Here is an 18,056-nt window from a genome sequence, read left to right as displayed (position 1 = left end):
CACTCTACGAAACCGACACCAGCTTCGCGCGCTACTACGAATAGCCCTCATGCACCTCATCGAACTCTACAAATCCGTACAGGGAGAATCCTCCTTCGCCGGGCTGCCGTGCATCTTTGTGCGCCTGGCGGGGTGCAACCTCCGCTGCGCCTGGTGTGACTCCGAGTACACCTTCACCGGCGGCAAGGCGTTTACGCTCGACGAGATCGAAGCGCAGATCAAGGCGCTCTCACCCTGCACTCTCATCGAGTTCACGGGCGGTGAGCCGATGTTGCAGGCAAAGGAACTACTCCCGTTGATGGAGCGACTGCTCGCCGAGCGCTACACCTTGATGATCGAAACCTCAGGCGAGCGCCCGCTGGCCGACGTTCCAAAGGCAGTCCATAAAATCGTGGACGTGAAGTGTCCGGGCGCAGGAGCTGCGGCAAACACCTTCCGCCTCGAAAATCTCGACACCCTCACGCGCAACGACGAGGTGAAGTTCGTCCTCTCCGACCGCACGGACTATGAGTTCGCCCGCGACTTCATCCACCAACACGCCCTCGAAAAAAGAGCCGGACAGATTCTTCTCAGCCCCGCATTCCAGAAGACTCCCAGCCCGCAGCGCACCGCCGACAACATGGCGCTCGACCCACGCAAGCTCGTCGAGTGGATGCTGGCCGACGGCCTGCCCGCACGACTCTCCCTCCAGATCCACAAGTTCATCTGGGAACCGATGAAGAAGGGCGTCTAACGGCCTATCTTCCGAAGCGGCGCGGCCACAGGTATGAGAAGACATTTACGCGACGCAGTCCGAACCATACAGCCAGTGCAAGAAGCTGGGCGTAAACGATCCACACCACAGCCAGACCGATTGGCGTGTCTCCGAAACCATTAACCAGCAGTGCCACAAGCGTGACCGCAAGGACCACCAGCGAAGCCGCCATTGCCCATTGCCCATAGTGCGTTGGGTGCAGAGTGATTGTGCGACGCGCAGCATAACCATGCGCGGGGCCACGCGCAGGAACCCGGCTGGCAACACGCGCGGCGAAGCCGCTGGGAACGGCCACTTCAGGCCGCGTCTCCAGCGCCTGAACAATCTTCATGTCGAGCGACCTTTCAATCGCTTCGTTCGGATTGACAGCCTCGTTCGAGTTCATGGCTTCGCTGTGCATAGCTCGCTCCTTCCCCTGGGCCTGTTCGCAGATACGTTCGCGGGCCTGTTTGTGGATATACCCGCCAGCCCCTCGCGCATCTTCTTTCTTCCGCGATGCAGATGCGTCCTGATCGTGCCAATCGGCATCCTGAGCACCTCGGCAATCTGCTCATACGTCCGTTCTTCCTGATGATAAAGAACCAGCACAGTACGCTCCACCTGGCTCAGCTTGTGCAACTGATCTTCAACGCCCAGCCTGAATTCATTTTCGGAAAGCTGCTGCTCCGCGTTCGGGCCGGGATGCTCCAGCCGGTCCTCCCAACCCGAGACCTCGTCCGAGATAGACACTGTCGACTGTGCGTGTCGCTTCCTTCGCTTCCACTCATTCTGCGCAACGTTGACGGTAATGCGATAAAGATAAGTCGAGAGCAGCGCCTCGCCGCGAAAGCCGGGCAGCGCACGATACAGCCGCAAAAAGACCTCCTGCGCCAGATCTTCAACGTGCTCCCGGCTGCCGGTCAGACGCACCAGCGTGCTGAAGACCATCGTCTGGTGGTCGCGGACAATCTGCTCGAAGTTGAAGTCGGTCGCCAAGGAAAAGTTAGACCACGCACCTGGCTCAAAGTTTCACGCCGCATGGTGAAACTTTGCAAATGGGCCGTGGTCTAACGCGGGCAGAAAGTGAGGTAAGTCATGCACGAAGCCATTTCGTCCCCCTTCATTGTGCCGGTCGTGGCCATGTTAATCCCGATTGTTGCCATCATTGGCGGTATCTGGTCGCACATACATCAGGCTCGGGTCAACGCCGATCAGCGGATAGCCATGATCGCCCGCGGCATGTCCATCGACGAGATGGAACGTCTTCTGGGAAAGCCGGGCGAAGAGATGCGCCCGCCCAAGGACCCGCTCCGCAGCCTGAGCAACGCCCGCCGCGCAGGCATTGTCCTGGTGTCGGTCGGGCTCGGCCTGATTGCGTTTTTCCTCGTACTGACCGCAATCCTGCAGGTACATGAAGTGCTCTCCGGGGCGGCTGCCGGCCTGATTCCGCTGGCCATCGGCATCGGCTTCTTCATCGACTACTATCTCCAGAAGCGCGAACTTTCGCGCTTCGGGATGGAGGTCGACAACGATGTGACCACGGGCAGCCAGGCGGGCTGACGCGGCCGCCGCCGCTTGCTCAGGAGTGCGCGTTGAGAAACCGTGCAAGGCCATAGGCCGCTGCCGCCGCCACGCCTCCAATCAGGACCGTCTGCACGGCACTGCGCAGCCATCCCGTCCCGACGAGCTTTCCTTTCAATGCGCCGAACACTCCCAACGCCAGCAGCGTAATGACAACCGAGAGCTTCAGCGCGGCAAAGTTGTCGCTGACCAGCATGTACGGCAGCAGAGGAATAAAGCCACCGGCAATGTACGATGCCGCAATCGTCAGGGCCGAGCGATATGCCCGATTCGGCTCCGGCTCTTCAAGTCCCAGCTCAAAGCGCATCATAAAGTCCACCCACGCCGTGGGATTCTGCTTCAGCGCGCTCAGAACAGGTGCGGCGCTCGCCCGATCAACCTCGTACTGCTCAAAGATCTCGTAGATCTCTTCTTCTTCGTCGTGGGTCCGCTCCACGATCTCGCGCGCTTCGCGGTCGCGTTCGGAGACATAGTGTTCCGCATCTCCGCGTGCGGCCAGGTAGCCCCCCAGCCCCATTGCAATCGAGCCTGCGGCAATCTCCGCCAGTCCCGCAAGCACCACAATGTGCGACGAGGCCACGGCCCCTGAAAGTCCGGCGGCAAGCGCGAAAGGAACCGTCAGTCCGTCGGAGAGTCCGATGACAATGTCGCGGACCACCTCAGTTGACTCAAAGTGACCTTCTATGTGCGGCGTGTGGCTATGTAGACCGTGGCCGCGCGGGGCTTTAGCTGCGTCGCTCATGCCCGTAGTGTAGTCGAGAGCCGTCCAGTCGTCCTGCAGGACAGCAAAGTTTTTAGGAACGAAACCGCGTCTTTCTCCGTAGGAAAGCGTCAGTATGAGCACAGACTGAAACGGGTTGCATGACATCAGATATGTGCAAAATGCGATGGAGAAGTGCCGTCTCGGGCAGCGTGGTGCTGCTTCTGCTGGCTGTCGCTGTCTGCGTACAGCCCCGGGCTCGCGCGCAGGAAGAGCCTGGACCCGGTGAAGGACGCCCGGTCTTTGCCGGAGGCCAGATGGTGCGCGGTACGGTGACAGCCGTCAACGGCGATCACCTCACCGTGAAGACGGATCAGGGCGAGGTCTATCAGGTGGCCGTCTCCGCAAACACGCGCGTGATGAAAGAGCGCCAACCGCTGAAGCTGGCTGACATCAAGCCGGGCGACGGCGTAGGCGCAATGGGCGTCATGGACGCCCCCACAAAGACGATCCACGCCGTGTTCGTCGCAGTCATGGACGCCGACCAGGTGCGTAAGGCGCGCGAAGGGCTGGGCAAGCTCTACATCACAGGCAAAGTCATGGCAGTCGATATGGACGCGCTGAAGATCACCGTGCTCCGGCCCGATGGAGTAAGCCAGGTCATCGGCGTCGATGAAAGCACCTCCTTCCGGCGCGGCGGGCGCTCCATGGCTTCCATGATGAACGGAAGCGGCACGGTGGAGCCGCGCAGCGCACAGAATAGCGGAGCCGACGAAAGCATCACGCTCGCCGACGTGAAGGTGGGCGACCGCGTGATGGGTCGCGGCGGTATGAAGAACGGTGTATTCGTGCCAACGGAACTGGGCGTGGTCGATCCTGCCACGATGCGGCAGCGGCGGCAGCGCGGCGCCGGCGAAGCAGGAACGGGCAACCAGGGTGCGCCTTCGCATTCGCCGCAGGCAGGCTCTGGAGCGCAACCGCAATGAAGAGTTTTCCAGATTCAAACAGCTTGGTGGATTCGATGAGGACCTCGTGCAGAAATTGATTCGATTGGCAATGGCAGGCGCGGTGTTGTTTTTGGGGACTGCGGTCGAGCGTGCGGTGGCGCAGAGCACGCCCGTGCAGCCCGCGTCGGCAAACGTCTCGGCTGTGGCAACGGCGGGCGGAACGATCTCCGGCTCAGTTAAGGCAGGCGCAGTACCGTTGCCGGGCGTCGCAGTCACAGCATCCAACACGCTCACCGGAAAGAAGTACGCGACCACCACGGACGTGAACGGCGCGTATTCCATGAAGGTCCCGCGCGACGGGCGCTACGTCGTCAAGGCTGAACTGGCGGCGTTTGCCACAGAGACGAAAGAGGTGCTCGTCAACGCAAACGGCGCGGACGGCGGCAAGCCGCAGCAGGTTGCTGAGTTCGCAATGCAGTTGGCATCGCGCGTGGCTGCGCAAGAGGCGCGGCAGCAGTCGCAGCAGGCAGGAACTGCCAACGCGCTGGCCGGAGCATTTGCGCGTGGAACGCAAGCATTGAGCCTTTCCGGCGAGAGCGCCGATATCTCTGACGCAAGCACAGGAGCGGGAGACACCGGTACGCAGATGCCTTCACTGGCAAATCTCGGCAACTCCGACGCCTCAGCCTCCGACTCAGTAACCGTCAGTGGCCAGATGGGCGAGACCAACGGCCTGGCCAACTTCAGCGAAGACGAAATTCGTCAGCGCGTTCAGGACGCGATGGAGCAGGCGCGCAGACAGGGCGGCGCAGTCGGCGACATGGCCAGTATTGTCTCGGGAATGCTCGGCAACATGATGGGCCCCGGCGGTGGCGGCAGGCGCGGATTTCGCGGAGGTCCCGGCGGGGGTGGGCGCGGCGGGTTTCGTGGATTCAACCCAACCGCTCCGCACGGCGCCATCTTCTATCAGGGAGGCAACGGCGCGCTCGACGCCGCTCCGTTCTCAGTACCCGCGGCGCTTGGCGAGCCTGGAGCGCAGGTGGTCAAACCCTCGTCCATGCAGAACCGCTTCGGTGTCAGCTTTGCCGGGTCGCCCTTCATCCCCGGCCTTGTCCAGGCCAGCACAAAGCAGTTCGTCTTCTTCAATCTCACCGGCCAGCGCAACATCACCCCGCGCATCTTCAACGGAACCGTGCCGACGCTCGATGAGCGGAGCGGCAACTTCTCCGCGCTCGCCCAGACGCTCTATGATCCTGCCACCGGGCAGCCGATTCCGGGTAACAATCTGAACAACGCCGAGACGCCCATCTCCGCGCAGGCGCTCGCGCTGCTCAAGTTTTATCCCGCGCCGAATGTGCCCAACGCAGGCGCGCTCAACAACTACCAGACGGTCACGAACGCCGGGCAGAACTCGACGTCCGCCTCATTGCGTTACGTCCGCAACTTCGGCCAGAACGCAGGCTTCGGCAGAGGCTTCGGTCAGCGGCGGCAAAATGGTCCCGCCACACTCGGCCAGAACATCAACTTCAACGGCAGCTACTCGCACTCGGCCAGCGATGTCAGGACGATCTTCCTCCCGCTCGGCGGCCGCACCGAGAGCACCGGTTACGGCATCACCGCCGGTTACTCGCTCACCTACGGACGCTTCCGCAACAACGCCTCGCTCAACTGGAACCGCTCCCACGCAACCACCGAAAACTACTTCACCAATGGCGCGACGAACCCGGCAGCAGATGCAGGCGTTCTGATAGGCAACTCCACCATCCAGTCAAACCCGTTCTACTACGGTGTCCCATCGCTCTCCTTCGGCGGCTCAACCGCCTTCACCGGACTCGGCAACACCACGCCCAGCGAGACCATCAACCAGACCATCTCCGTCAGCGACTTCATCAGCTATCGCAAAGGCAAGCACAACATGCGCTTCGGCGTGGACATTCGCCGCGTCCACGCGGACTCCATCGGCGCCGGTTCGCCGCTCGGCTCTTTCAGCTTCACCGGTTACGCCACGCAGAATCCAGCAGCTAACTGCGTGTCATCATCCACAACCACCTGCCCCGTCGTACCCGCCAGCGGCAACGGCTTCGCCGACTTCCTGCTTGGCCTGCCGCAGAAGGCAGCCGTGCAGGCTGGCCTCTACAAAACCTATCTGCGTGCAAACGTCTATGACTGGTATGCGCAGGACGACTGGCGCGCGCTCGCAAACCTGACTCTGAACTACGGCTTGCGCTATGAGTACTTCTCGCCCTATATCGAAAAGAACAACCGGCTCGTCAACCTCGACCACAACGCCGACTTCACGGCCATCGAAGCTGTTCAGCCCGGCCAGCACGGAACCGACAGCGGCACATTTCCGCGCTCGCTCGTCAATCCTGACCGCAGCATGTACGCGCCGCGCGTAGGGTTTGCCTACAGGCCAAAGCAGAAGCTCTTCAAAGAGCTGGTGATTCGCGGCGGATACGGCCTCAACTTCAACACCGGCCAGTACAGCTCCATTGCGCGGCAGCTTGCCAACCAGCCACCCTTCGCCGTCACTCAGACCAACATCGCCGGACAGCAAGGCTGCGGAACGCTCGCCCAGTTCTCGTTGGCCGGGGCCTACAACTGCTCCAATGCTCCGGTCCAGAACAACTACAGTGCAAACCTCAACTACCGTCTCGGCCACGTGCAGATATGGGACCTCGACATTCAGCACACGCTGCCCATGGGCATCGTGATGAACGTCGGCTACGACGGCTCCACCGGCGGCAACCTCGACATTATCCGTGCGCCGAACCGCACGCCGAACGGTGTCCGGAACACCGGTGCGCAACCCTTCGACTACGAAGACTCGCTCGGCTACTCGCGCTTCAACGCGCTGCGCGTGAACCTCCGCAAGCGGATGCAGAAGGGCATCGCGCTCGGCGGCACCTATCAGTACGGACACTCCATCGACAACGCTTCGTCCATCGGTGGAGGCTCGGGCACCGTCGCCCAAAACGACCAGGACCTGAAGGCCGAAGAAGGCAACAGCTCCTTCGACGTGCGCCAGCGGCTTACGGGCAACTGGGTCTTCGAGCTTCCATTCGGGCCCAACCGCGCGCTGCTCTCGAAGGGCGGCTTCTGGTCCAAGGCGCTCGACGGCTTCTCCCTCTCGGGCGACTACTCGATTGCGACCGGCAGCTACTACACCCCGAACTACGTCCTGACCGTACAGGAGACAGCCTCCGGCTCCAGCAACTCGCTCCGTCCAAACCGCAACTTCAGCATGCCAATTCAGGGCCAGAAGCGGCTGGGCAACTGGTTCAATGCATCTGCATTCTCCGCGCCCGCAGCAGGCCAGTTCGGCACCGCGTCGCGTAACTCGATCCAGGGCCCGGGCACCAAATCAGTAGACGCTTCACTTTCGAGGAGCGTCTCGCTCGGCGAAACGCGCTCCTTCGAGGCGCGCGTGACGGCGTCCAATGTGTTCAACATGGTCGAGTACTCGGGCATCAACACCACGCTCAATTCGCCGACCTTCGGCCAGGTCACGGGAACCGCCTCCATGCGCTCCCTCACCTTCATCGCACGGTACAGGTTCTAGAAAAGGTTCATTGGTTATCTTCGAGGTTGCGGCAATGAGACGGCAGATATAGAGAATGGTGACAAGTGTGATTGCACGACGGATATTGCTGACTGCGCTGGCTGCGACGCTGGCTGGCGCTCCCTTGGCTGCGCGGGCGCAGCAGGCAAACTCCAACGGCACCTTCACGCTCAAGGTGCAGAGCAACATCGTGCTCACCAACGTCGTCGTGCGCGACAAGAAGACGGGTGAGTTAGTCAAGGGGCTCAAGGCGAGCGACTTTACCATCCTCGAAAACGGAAAGCCGCAGAAGCTCGCCACCTTCGACTTCCAGAGCGTGGATGAAGCCGCTGTGCTGCACGAAAACTCGACCGTCACCGGCAAGGCCACCGTCGCCGATCTGCTGAACCAGAACTTCGCCGCCCAGCCCGCCGCGCTCAAAGACCACCGGCTCATCGTCATGTTCTTCGACCTCAGCAGTATGCAGCCGGAAGATGTAGACCGCGCAGTACAGGCCGCACAGGATTACATCAATAACAAGATGCAGCCCGCCGATCTGGTCGCGCTCGTCAGCCTCGACACCTCGCTCAGCATGGACCAGGACTTCACCGCCGACAAAGCCCTGCTGCTGCGCGGCGTCGGCCGCTACAACGGCACCGAAGGCACAGGCCTCGCCAACGGCAGCGAAGGCGGCGACTCCAGCAACTCAGCCGACGACGCATCCAGCTTCACCGCCGACGACAGCGAGTACAACGCGCTCAACACCGACCGCGAGATGTACGCCATCCGCGAAATTGCCAAAAGCCTCGAGCGTGTTGACCAGCGCAAGAGCCTGCTCTACTTCTCCGGCGGTGTGACCAGGCAGGGCATTGAAAACCAGGCCAGCGTGCGTGCCGCAACCAACGAGGCCGTCCGCGCGAACATGGCCATCTACAGCGTCGATTCGCGCGGACTCGAGGCGCTCCCGCCCGTCGGCAGCGCCTCCACCGGCAGCCTGCGCGGCACGTCAGCCTATAGCGGCGGAGCGATGCAGAGCAAGCTCGACGCCAACTTCGGTTCGCAGGAGACCATGGCCACCCTCTCCACCGACACCGGCGGCAAGGCCTTCTTCGACTCCAACGACTTCGCTCCTGCCTTCCAGCAAATCCAGCACGACACCGAGGCTTACTACATCCTTGGCTTTCACTCCACCAACCCCGCGCACGACGGCAGCTACCGCCGCCTCACCGTCAAGTTGAACCGAAGCGACGTCAAACTCGACTATCGTCCCGGCTACTACGCGCCCGCCGACTTCCAGCACCAGAAGACCGAAGACCGCGAAGAAGCATTGATGGAGCAGATGCGCAGCGACCTACCCGCAACCGATGTTGCCGTCTATCTGCAGGCACTCTACTTCAGGCTCGCTGACAATCGCTTCTTCGTGCCCATCTCGCTCATCGTTCCCGGCTCGCAGATTCCGTTCCTCAAAAACGGCGACAAGGACAAAGCCAACATCGACATCATGGGCCAGGTGAAGAACGCGCAGGGCATCATCGTCGGCAACGTGCGCGATACCGTCAAGCTCGCGCTCGACCAGGCCCAGCAGGTCCAGCGAAAGAACATCCAGTACTCCACCGGATTCACGCTCGCGCCCGGCCGCTATCACCTGAAGTTCGTCGTGCGTGAAAACCAGACCGGCGCCATGGGCAGCTTCGAGACCGACCTCGATGTGCCCGACATGAAGAAGCTTCCACTCAAGCTCAGCTCCGTCGTGCTCTCCAGCCAGCGCACGCCCGACACAAAAAAGTCCACAAACCCGCTGGTACGCGACGGCGTCGAATGGATTCCAAATGTCCCGCACGTCTTCCGTCAGAACCAGCACCTCTACTTCATGTACGAGGTCTACGAGCCCTCACGCGAGAAGTCGGCCACGCCTCCCGCGCCTTCACCCGGCCTGACGCGACGGCCCTCCGGAGCAATCCGCGTGCTCACCAGCATCGAGTTCCTCAGCGGCGGAGTCAAGGTGTACGAAACGCCGCTGGTTGAGGCCGACGCCATCAACACGCCCGATCGGGACGCCGTCTCGTTCCAGTTCGATGTGCCGCTAACCCAACTGAAGCCGGGCACTTATGTATGCCAGATCAATGTCATCGACGACGCTGGCGGCAGCTTCAGCTTCCCCCGCATGGCCCTGATGGTACGCCCCCCGGCCGCTCCCGCATCCCCGGCAACCCCGTCCGCTCAAACCGCCTCAGCCACCGCGCCGTAGTTTCGTTTGACATTCGCCTCCATTAGGACGACGATTTGAACGTACCTTCCGGAGGTACGCCATGAGCACGTGTCTTCGTACGATGTGTTTGCTCGTCCTCTCTGGCCTGCTGATCACCGGTGCACGTGCGGCGGCGCAGCAGGACCCCATGAATCCTGACCAGATGCGCGCTTTCGAGCACGCCAATCCGCAGTGGCCTGACATTCAGGCCCACCTTCCCGACCCGGCTACAGCCAGCTCGCAGGATTTGGAGACCGCGGCCGACGTACTGCGTGCCCGCCGCTTTCCCCAGGACGCACTGGACTACTACATGTACGCCGCCCAGCGCGGAGGCAAGGAAGTCACGCTCCTCAACAAGATGGGAATTACAGAGCTGAACCTGGGCCACAATGATCGCGCGCGTGTCTATTTCGAGCGCGTTATCAAGCTGAAGAAGAAAGACGCCGAAGGCTGGAACAACCTCGGTGCGGTCGAGTACGTGGACGGGCGCAATGGCAGCGCCATCTACGACTACAAGCGCGCCATCAAGCTCAACAAGAAGGGCGCCACCTATCACTCCAACCTCGCAACGGCCTACCTGCAAGAGAAGGACTGGCGCAACGCACGCAAAGAGTACGCCGCGGCGCTGAAACTGGATCCTGGCCTCTTCAATCACAGCGATTCGTCCGGCGTTGTCGCACGCATGTTGACTACCGAAGACCACGCCCGCTTCTGTTTCGAGATGGCGCGCATCTTCGCTGGCTACGAAGACGTGCCGAACATGCTGCACTACCTCGGCATGGCCAGCGAAGGCGGCTTCGACATCCTCGAAGCCATGGACCGCGACTCAGTGATGAAACGCTACAGCAAAGACCCGCGTGTACTGTTGCTCGTCCGCAACGCGCGCGCGCTACGCACCACGGGACGCGCCTCCGTCGATAACGTGACCGGAGCCATTCCTCCGCTACAGCCGTCTCAACAGGCTCAGCACGAGTGATCCTCGTCGCGGTACGGGCAGTGGCGGCACCCTGAGTTGCAGCAATAGCCGCGCTTCAGGTGATACGCGGCGGTGAAGACCAGATACGGTCCTTCGTAGTAGAAATCTTCCGGAAGCAGTTCTGTGTGTTTCTCGTCTGCCTGCGCCGCGGCTCCGTCCTTGGGTGTGTCGGGCATCACTGAAACAATCCTGTACTCCCTGATGCAACAGACGCTGCAATCATCGCGGAAGAAAGTTGGCTGACGGACTCTTCAGCCATAGTGTCCGTCTCGCCTTCGCGGTACGCCATCCCATTGCGGTACAAAACCTGCTTGCCCGGAACCGCGGCAACGCGCTCGCCGGGAAGAAGGATACCCATCAGGTTCAGTGGATCCGCTCCTGCAACAGCAATCGTTGCAGGGCACTCGCGGTGACGCGCCGCGCGCAGCGACTCCATCGCCTCCGGCAGCGCATACTGTTCGCCGCCAAAGCCCGTCACAAAGCGGCCTCCGCGCACCTCGCCCCGCGCCTCAAGACGCCGCAGAATACCCAGCAGGTCGCGCCAGCGCGGAGCGTTCGACTCGCGCGCAAGCAGATCGCGGAACAGCACGCCATAGCGTGCAAGAAGCTGACGCGCAAACGACTCCAGCGCGGCATCGGTGCGGCGTGCCTGCTCCACACGCGAAGGTGCGGCATGGACCTCTTCGGCAAACAACGCCCACCGTCCGGCGGAGCTGCGCGCCTTGCGCTTACCCGCGTCTTCGTTGGCTGCAAGTTTGCGCTGCGGGTCCATCATTGAACGAAGCTGGTCAAACCCATCCGCAGCGGCTAACCCTGCCGTGGCCAGCTCCCAAAGCGCCTGCTGCGTCTCGTGGCGCGTGAGGCCAAGGATGCGCTGAATATCGTTTGAAAAACACGCCCCGCGTTCCTGAAGCAGTGCGCGTAGCCGAAGCGCCTCAGGGCTCAGCGCCTGCTGCAACCGCGCCTCTTCCACCGACTGTCGCGCCAGCGCAAGAGGAAGCCAGTCCGCAGATTCACGCAGATAAAACGTGATCGGCGCGGCGTTGGTAGGAATCACGCGCCGGGGAGCAGGCGCCGCATCGCCTGCCTTCTCGCCCGCGAACCACGCCGGATGCGGCGAGATGCGCCCCCACCCCACAGCCCCCGAAAGGCAAAGATTATCCAGCCACCGCCGATCATAGCCCGCGACACGCGCAGGCAGCAGCGTGCGCTCCCACTCAATCGCCGGGGCCTCGAAACCTTCAAGCTGACGCAGCGCCTCAAGAACTCCATCTTCGCCGCTCAGTTGCGTCTGCGGCGCAAGATGCTGCCAGCCCAGCAGCCATCGCATGAAGACAGCCGGGGCGACCGGCTCAACCTGCTTGCGCAGCGTGTTCATCGTGCGGCGATGAATACGCTGCAGAATGCGTCGCTCGCACCATTCGATGTCACAATCGTCGGATGCGGCAGGATACTCGAAGACCCCACGCATCAACGTTCCCTGCATCTCCATCGCAAGAAAAGCCTGCAAGACATCAGCCGGTTCAAGATCGAGCGAAGCAGCAAAAGCCCGCGCCGTAGTCGGTCCCAAAATCTGCAACCACCCCTGAACGCATTGCCTCAAAGCATCTTCTTTTGAAACATCCGTCGGAGAACCGCTCAGCGCAGCAACATGCGGAACGCGCTCCTCGGCAATCCAGCATGCAATGCCGTTCAGGTCCGTCGTTCGCGCACGTCCAGCGCGTGCAAGCCGCTCGTAAAACTCCGGCCAGTGCCTCGCCTCGGCAACATCAACGAACGCAAGCGGCAGCGCGACCAGCGCATGAAGCAGATCATGCAGCTCGTGTTCGTCACGCAGATCAGGAAAGCACTCTCGCCGAACCGCATCAATCGCGTCCTGGTCGAGCTTCCCCGAAGCCTCCGGCAAGCTGCGGCCCAGCGTCGTCGCCCGCGCGCGCCGCTCCTCCAGCCCGGCCTCATCAAGATACGCAAAAGGATTGGCATTCAGCAGCTCGTGCGCAAACTGCGACGGCGTAGGCGTGTCCACCGCAAGACACCGAATCGATCCGTCTCTGATCCCTCTCAGCACCTCGATCAGCCCATCCAGGTCCATCGCCTCGTGCAGCGTGTCCTTCATCACCTCATCCACCAGCGGGTGCGCGGGAATCTCGATGTCGCCCTCGATGTTCTCAAAACACGCCGCCGCCTGCGGAAACACACTCGCCAACAGGTCTTCCGAGCGTGTCCGCTGAATCTGCGGCGCAACGCGCTTGCCCTTCGAGAAGCGCAGCAGTTGCAGGCTGCGGTTCGCCGCCCATCGCCATCGCGTCTTGAAGATGGGCGAAGCCAGCGCCGCCTGCTCCAGCAGTTCTTTCGTCGTCTGCTCCGTCAGAAACTGAAAGACATCGCTCAGCGGAAAGCTGTGCTGCTCAGCCAGTGAGATGTTGATGCCGTTGTCTGTCGCCGCTGCCTGCAACTCAAAGTTGAATCCGCGACAGAAACGTTTGCGCAGCGCCAGCCCCCACGCTTTGTTGATGCGCCCTCCGAACGGCGCGTGCAGAATAAGCTGCATCCCGCCGCCGTCATCGAAGAACCGCTCAGCAATAATCGTGGTTCTCGACGGCACCGCGCCAAGCGCCGCCCGCCCTGCCACGATGTACGCAATCATCTGCTGCGCGCCGCCCGAGCACACGCCGCACTCGCGCATCAGCCACGCCGTAGCCTCGGCCACCTCCGCGTCTGCTTGCGAGATGAATTCGGGCACAACATTCGCCGTCATTGCCGAGATACGCTCGCGCAGTCCGCCCACCCCATCCGAAAGCACAACCGTCCGTTGCGGTGCCTCGCCCTCCCAGAAGGGAAGCGTAGGCGGCGCGCCGTGCGCATCTTCCACCAGCACGCGCCCTGCGGCCTCAACGCGCTGAATCCGCCAGCTCGACGTTCCCAGTAGCACCACATCGCCTGGACTCGAATCCACCGCGAAGTGCTCATCAAGCGTGGCAATCTGCACACCCTCCGGCTGTAGAATCACGCTATAAAGATTCGTCTCCGGAATCGCGCCGCCGTTCCCAATCGCAATCATGCGCGACCCGCGCCGCGGATGCAGATGGCGATGAATGCCATCGCGCAGCAGATACGCCCCATAGCGTCCGCGCGTCGACTCAATGCCATTGCTCAGCAGGTCCACCAGCGCATCAAAGCTCGCGCGCGTCAGCGTGCGATAAGGCCACGCCCGCCGCAGCACCTCATAGAGCGCATCTTCCTCCCACGGCTCCGCCCCGCAGCATGCGACCATCTGCTGCATCAGCACATCGTTCGGCTCCGGCGGAATCTGCAACTGGTCCAGTTCACCCGCACGCATTTTGCGCACCAGCGCGGCCTGTTCCATCAGGTCGTCCCGCGTGGTAGCGAAGAAGCGCCCCTTCGGCACCGCGCCACGCCAGTGGCCCGCGCGGCCAATCCGTTGCATCGCCGTGGCAACGGCGCGCGTGCTGCTGATCTGGCACACCAGGTCAATGTCCCCAATGTCGATGCCGAGTTCCAGCGATGCCGTCGCAACCAGAATCTTAATCTCGCCATTCTTCAGCCGCTGCTCCGCGTCCAGCCGTAGCGTCCGCGAAAGCGACCCATGATGCGCCGCCACATTCTCCGCGCCAATCCGCTCCGAGAGCGCAAACGCAATCTTCTCCACCAGCCGCCGCGTATTCACAAATACCAGCGTCGAACGGTGCTTCTCCGCGCACGCTGCCAGCTTGTCGAAGATCTCGTTCCACATCGCGTTCGTAGTCACGGAGCTGAGTTCGTCCGAAGGAACTTCGATCGAGAGATCCAACTCGCGCCGTTGGCCCACCTGAACAATCGTCGCGGCCTTGCGCTCTTCATGCACACCCGTCAGAAAATTGGCCACCAACTCAATCGGATTTTGCGTCGCGGAAAGCCCAATCCGCTGCGGGGGCGTCGCCAACCCGGTCAGGTGCTCGCCGGCCGAGAGCCTGTTCTCGCCGGTGACAAGCGCATCCAGCCGCTCCAGCGAGAGCGCCAGATGCGAGCCGCGCTTATTGCCTGCCACCGCATGAATCTCATCGACGATCACCGTGCGGACGCGCCTCAGTTGCTCACGCGACTTCGCCGCCGTCAGCAGAATGTAGAGCGACTCCGGCGTCGTCACCAGAATGTGCGGGGGATAACGCAGCATCGCCGCGCGCTCCTTGGCCAGCGTGTCGCCCGTCCGCACTGCGGTGCGAATCTCCGGGCACAGATACCCGCGTTCCAGCGCCAGCCTCTGTATCTCCGCCAACGGTCCGTTCAGGTTCTTCTGCACATCGTTCGAGAGCGCCTTTAGCGGGCTCACGTACACCGCCTGCGTCGCTGGCGCAAGGCTGCCCGAGATCGCGGCGCGCAGCAACTGGTCGATGCACACCAGAAATGCCGCCAGTGTCTTACCGCTGCCCGTCGGCGCGGAGATCAGCGTCGCCTCGCCCGCCAGAATACGGGGCCAGCCGCCATCCTGCGGCTCGGTCGGCGTGCCGAATTTGCGCACGAACCACTCAGCCGTCACGGGATGTGCCCAGGCAAGCGAAGCGGGAATTGCAACGTCCGGCATGGAGAGATTCTAGCGCGTTCCTTCGCGCTTTGTTCGCCGCACTACGGCACGCCGCCTCGACCGGAGGCATTCTCCGCCGCACCACTCAACCACGTCATCTCGACCGGAGGCGGCGTTTCTTGCCGCCGTAGTGGAGAGACCCCCGTATTTCTCTTCTTCCAGAATCCATTCCTACATATTCCCCACGCCTACATCCGAACTCGCAGCAGCAGTATTCGCCTCATCCAGATACTGCTCAATCACTTTTCCCAGCACGCCCTGTGCCGAGAGGATGAAATCAATCGCATCGCGCCCCGCGCCAAACCCTCCACGGTTCGGCGTCACATAGTGCGCCACGGCTTTGACCTCGTCACGCGCATTCGCCGTGGCAATCGCGAGCCCGCACTGCCGCATCACCGGCAGGTCAATAATGTCGTCGCCCACATAACAAAGCTGCGAGATACCGATGTGCGTCTTGGCCAGAATCTCATTGATGGCATCCATCTTCCGCGCCTGTCCCTGATACACAAACTCCAGCTTCAAGTCGTTGGCGCGAATCGCCACCGTCCGCGACTGGCGCTTGGTAATAATGCCGATGCGCAACCCGCCCAACCGGCCCAGCGAAATGCCTAGTCCATCATGGGCGCAGAAGCCCTTCGACTCGATGCCATGCCCATCCGGGCCGGGAATGACGAAGATCTGGCCGTCCGTCAGGACCCCGTCCACGTCGAAGATAAGTACCTTGATATTTTTTGCGCGAGCTTCAGCGTTCATCTTTCGATGATAGCCTGCATAGCCTGTTCCTCCTCCGCGAAAAATATTCTTTCAGCTTGACCTGACCCACGCGCCGCGCTTAAGTAAAACTGTTACCTGAACGCCATGAACCCCTCCGCCCAGGACGGCCTCAGCCAGTTGCCCACCGTCATCGTTGCCATCCGCGCCGCCGAAGGCGGCATGAAGGAGTATTCGTTCCGTGCGCCCTTCAAAATCGGGCGCGCCGAAGACTGCGAAGTCTCGATCAAGGACGACTCCGTCAGCCGCCACCACGCAGGCGTTGCCATAGAAAATGGCGCATGGTGGCTGACCGACCTCAACAGTAGCAACGGCGTCTTCGTCAACAATCAGCGCATCCAGCGTGTCCCTCTCGGCAACGGCCTCGGCATTCGTCTTGGAGAGCATGGACCGCAGGTGGCGCTGCGCGTGGTGCAGCCGGCAGTTGTCCCGCCAAAGCCAGTGGCCGCAACGAAGGTCATCAACTACGCCGAGCACTACTTCGGCAAAGGCACGCCGGACACGCCTGCCGGAGAACACACCATGTTCATCCGCACCGCCTTCGCCGAGGTGCAGAAGAAGCAGAAGCGCAAGTACGGATGGGTCATCGCCGCGCTCGCCGCCGTCATGGCCTGCCTCGGCGGCTTCGCCCTCTACCAGTACCACCAGGCAGGCAAGCAACGCGCGATTGCCACCAACATCTTCTACTCCATGAAGTCGCTCGACGTGGACATCTCCAACCTGCAGGGCGCGGTTGAAGGCTCGAACAACCCGCAGGCCATCGCGCAGCTCCAGCGTATCGAAGCGCAGCGTAAGCAGATGCAGAGCAACTACGACCAGTATCTGGCCAGCACGCATGTCTACAGCTCGAAGATGTCGCCCCAGGACAAACTCATTCTTCGTGTGGCTCGCATCTTCGGCGAGTGCGAGCTTGACGTGCCGCCGGGCTTCGTCGCCGAGGTCCACAAATACATCGGCTACTGGCAATCGTCCGATCGGCTTCAGAACGCCATCACCCGCGCCGAGGCCAACCAGTACAACGTCACCATCCCCCGCGACCTGCTCGCGCAGGGGCTGCCGCCGCAGTTCTTCTACCTTGCGCTCCAGGAGAGCAACTTCGATCCCTACACCAGCGGCCCACCCACGCGTAAAGGCATCGCCAAGGGCATGTGGCAGTTCATTCCCGAGACCGCCGTTAAGTACGGCCTGCGCGTCGGACCGCTGGCCGATCAGGCCCGTCCTGACCCGCAGGACGACCGCGACCACTACGATCTTGAAACCGTGGCCGCCTCAAAGTATCTGAAAGACCTCTACGGCAGCGACGCTCAAGGATCCGGCCTGCTGATGATGGCCTGCTACAACTGGGGTGAAGACTACGTCCTGCCGCTCGTCCGCACGATGCCGATGAACCCGCGCGACCGCAACTTCTGGAAGCTGCTCGAACAGCACCGCGCGCAGATTCCTCAGCAGACCTACGACTACGTCTTCTACATCTTCTCCGCGGCAGTCATTGGTGAAAACCCGCACCTGTTCGGCTTCCACTTCGACAACCCGCTCGCCAACCTCGACACGCAATCGTCTGTCTCGTCGCGCCCTCGCGCAAAGCTGCAGCGCGTCACCGCCCACATCAAACGGCATACCAGGCGCCGCATCGCAAAACCCAACATGGGTGCTTAGAAAATCTCTGGTCTTGCATAAGGAGACCCTGATTAAGCCTGGTTTTGCCTGGAGCACGGGTTTACCCATGCCGCAAATGCTTCGTGCGCCGTCCAGCCTCAGAGAGCGCCGAAAATGTCTTCGGATTGCCATTAAAGATGAGCGGGGCTTCATCTCCACGAAAAAGCCAGCAAATACAAAGGGCTTTAGAGGGTGCTGAAAAAGTCAGTTTTGCTTAAGGGCACGGCTTCAGCCGTGCCGCTAACGCTGCAAAATCAACGCGGCTTTAGCCGCTGAGGTACGCTTTCTTCCCGGCGAGACACTTTTTCAGCACCCTCTTTA

General features: G+C 61.8%; 13 protein-coding genes. 7 read left to right on the top strand and 6 right to left on the bottom strand.

The genetic code is table 11. From position 1 onward, the window contains the following. Positions 1-49: 49 nt before the first annotated feature. Positions 50-733: a radical SAM protein gene (locus VFU66_RS11715; RefSeq protein ID WP_326446440.1), complete on the top strand. Its 684-nt coding sequence runs from the start codon at positions 50-52 to the stop codon at positions 731-733. Between the two features lie 4 nt (positions 734-737). Here VFU66_RS11715 and VFU66_RS11710 read toward each other — a convergent pair whose 3' ends face one another. Next, positions 738-1,154 carry a hypothetical protein gene (locus VFU66_RS11710; protein WP_326446439.1) on the bottom strand — a complete coding sequence of 139 codons (417 nt, stop codon included), beginning with the start codon at positions 1,152-1,154 and terminating at the stop codon, positions 738-740. After that, positions 1,136-1,729, bottom strand: a complete 594-nt coding sequence (locus VFU66_RS11705) for an RNA polymerase sigma factor (RefSeq protein WP_326446438.1) — start codon at positions 1,727-1,729, stop codon at positions 1,136-1,138. The genes VFU66_RS11710 and VFU66_RS11705 overlap by 19 nt, the downstream gene beginning before the upstream one ends. Before the next feature lie 99 nt (positions 1,730-1,828). Here VFU66_RS11705 and VFU66_RS11700 point away from each other — a divergent pair, with 99 nt between their 5' ends. Further along, a complete protein-coding gene (locus tag VFU66_RS11700; RefSeq protein ID WP_326446437.1) occupies positions 1,829-2,293 on the top strand; it encodes a DUF6249 domain-containing protein in 465 nt (154 codons plus the stop codon). 19 nt (positions 2,294-2,312) lie between these two features. On the opposite strand, the gene VFU66_RS11695 is transcribed toward VFU66_RS11700, so the two are convergent. Beyond that, positions 2,313-3,158 (bottom strand): VIT1/CCC1 transporter family protein, encoded by an 846-nt coding sequence (locus VFU66_RS11695; RefSeq protein ID WP_326446436.1) that lies wholly within the window; start codon positions 3,156-3,158, stop codon positions 2,313-2,315. Between the two features lie 38 nt (positions 3,159-3,196). Between VFU66_RS11695 and VFU66_RS11690 the strand changes: the two genes are divergently transcribed. The 4 genes from VFU66_RS11690 (at position 3,197) to VFU66_RS11675 (ending at position 10,726) form a co-directional block, all read left to right on the top strand. Then, on the top strand, positions 3,197-4,000 hold the full coding sequence (locus tag VFU66_RS11690; protein WP_326446435.1) for a hypothetical protein: 804 nt from the start codon (positions 3,197-3,199) through the stop codon (positions 3,998-4,000). Beyond that, complete coding sequence (locus tag VFU66_RS11685) at positions 3,951-7,523, top strand: TonB-dependent receptor (RefSeq protein ID WP_326446434.1); 3,573 nt, start codon at positions 3,951-3,953, stop codon at positions 7,521-7,523. The genes VFU66_RS11690 and VFU66_RS11685 overlap by 50 nt, the downstream gene beginning before the upstream one ends. Positions 7,524-7,578: 55 nt before the next feature. Further along, entirely contained in the window at positions 7,579-9,750 is a 2,172-nt protein-coding gene (locus tag VFU66_RS11680; RefSeq protein WP_326446433.1) for a VWA domain-containing protein, read from the top strand. Positions 9,751-9,811: 61 nt separating this feature from the next. Next, positions 9,812-10,726: a tetratricopeptide repeat protein gene (locus VFU66_RS11675; protein ID WP_326446432.1), complete on the top strand. Its 915-nt coding sequence runs from the start codon at positions 9,812-9,814 to the stop codon at positions 10,724-10,726. Here VFU66_RS11675 and VFU66_RS11670 read toward each other — a convergent pair. The 3 genes from VFU66_RS11670 to VFU66_RS11660 all read right to left on the bottom strand — a co-directional run bounded on the left by VFU66_RS11670 (position 10,714) and on the right by VFU66_RS11660 (position 16,061). Beyond that, positions 10,714-10,902 (bottom strand): DUF5522 domain-containing protein, encoded by a 189-nt coding sequence (locus tag VFU66_RS11670; RefSeq protein ID WP_326446431.1) that lies wholly within the window; start codon positions 10,900-10,902, stop codon positions 10,714-10,716. The genes VFU66_RS11675 and VFU66_RS11670 overlap by 13 nt on opposite strands. Next, positions 10,902-15,308: a DEAD/DEAH box helicase gene (locus tag VFU66_RS11665; protein WP_326446430.1), complete on the bottom strand. Its 4,407-nt coding sequence runs from the start codon at positions 15,306-15,308 to the stop codon at positions 10,902-10,904. The genes VFU66_RS11670 and VFU66_RS11665 overlap by 1 nt, the downstream gene beginning before the upstream one ends. A gap of 171 nt (positions 15,309-15,479) precedes the next feature. Beyond that, entirely contained in the window at positions 15,480-16,061 is a 582-nt protein-coding gene (locus tag VFU66_RS11660) for a KdsC family phosphatase (RefSeq protein WP_326446429.1), read from the bottom strand. Between the two features lie 105 nt (positions 16,062-16,166). Here VFU66_RS11660 and VFU66_RS11655 point away from each other — a divergent pair, with 105 nt between their 5' ends. Beyond that, positions 16,167-17,735 (top strand): FHA domain-containing protein, encoded by a 1,569-nt coding sequence (locus tag VFU66_RS11655; protein WP_326446428.1) that lies wholly within the window; start codon positions 16,167-16,169, stop codon positions 17,733-17,735. Positions 17,736-18,056: the final 321 nt, after the last annotated feature.

Origin of the sequence: Edaphobacter sp. (genome assembly GCF_035763405.1) — a bacterium.
Lineage (GTDB): Bacteria > Acidobacteriota > Terriglobia > Terriglobales > Acidobacteriaceae > Edaphobacter.
Note: the sequence above shows the minus strand (reverse complement) of the source record. Positions and strands in the feature narration are given on the sequence as shown.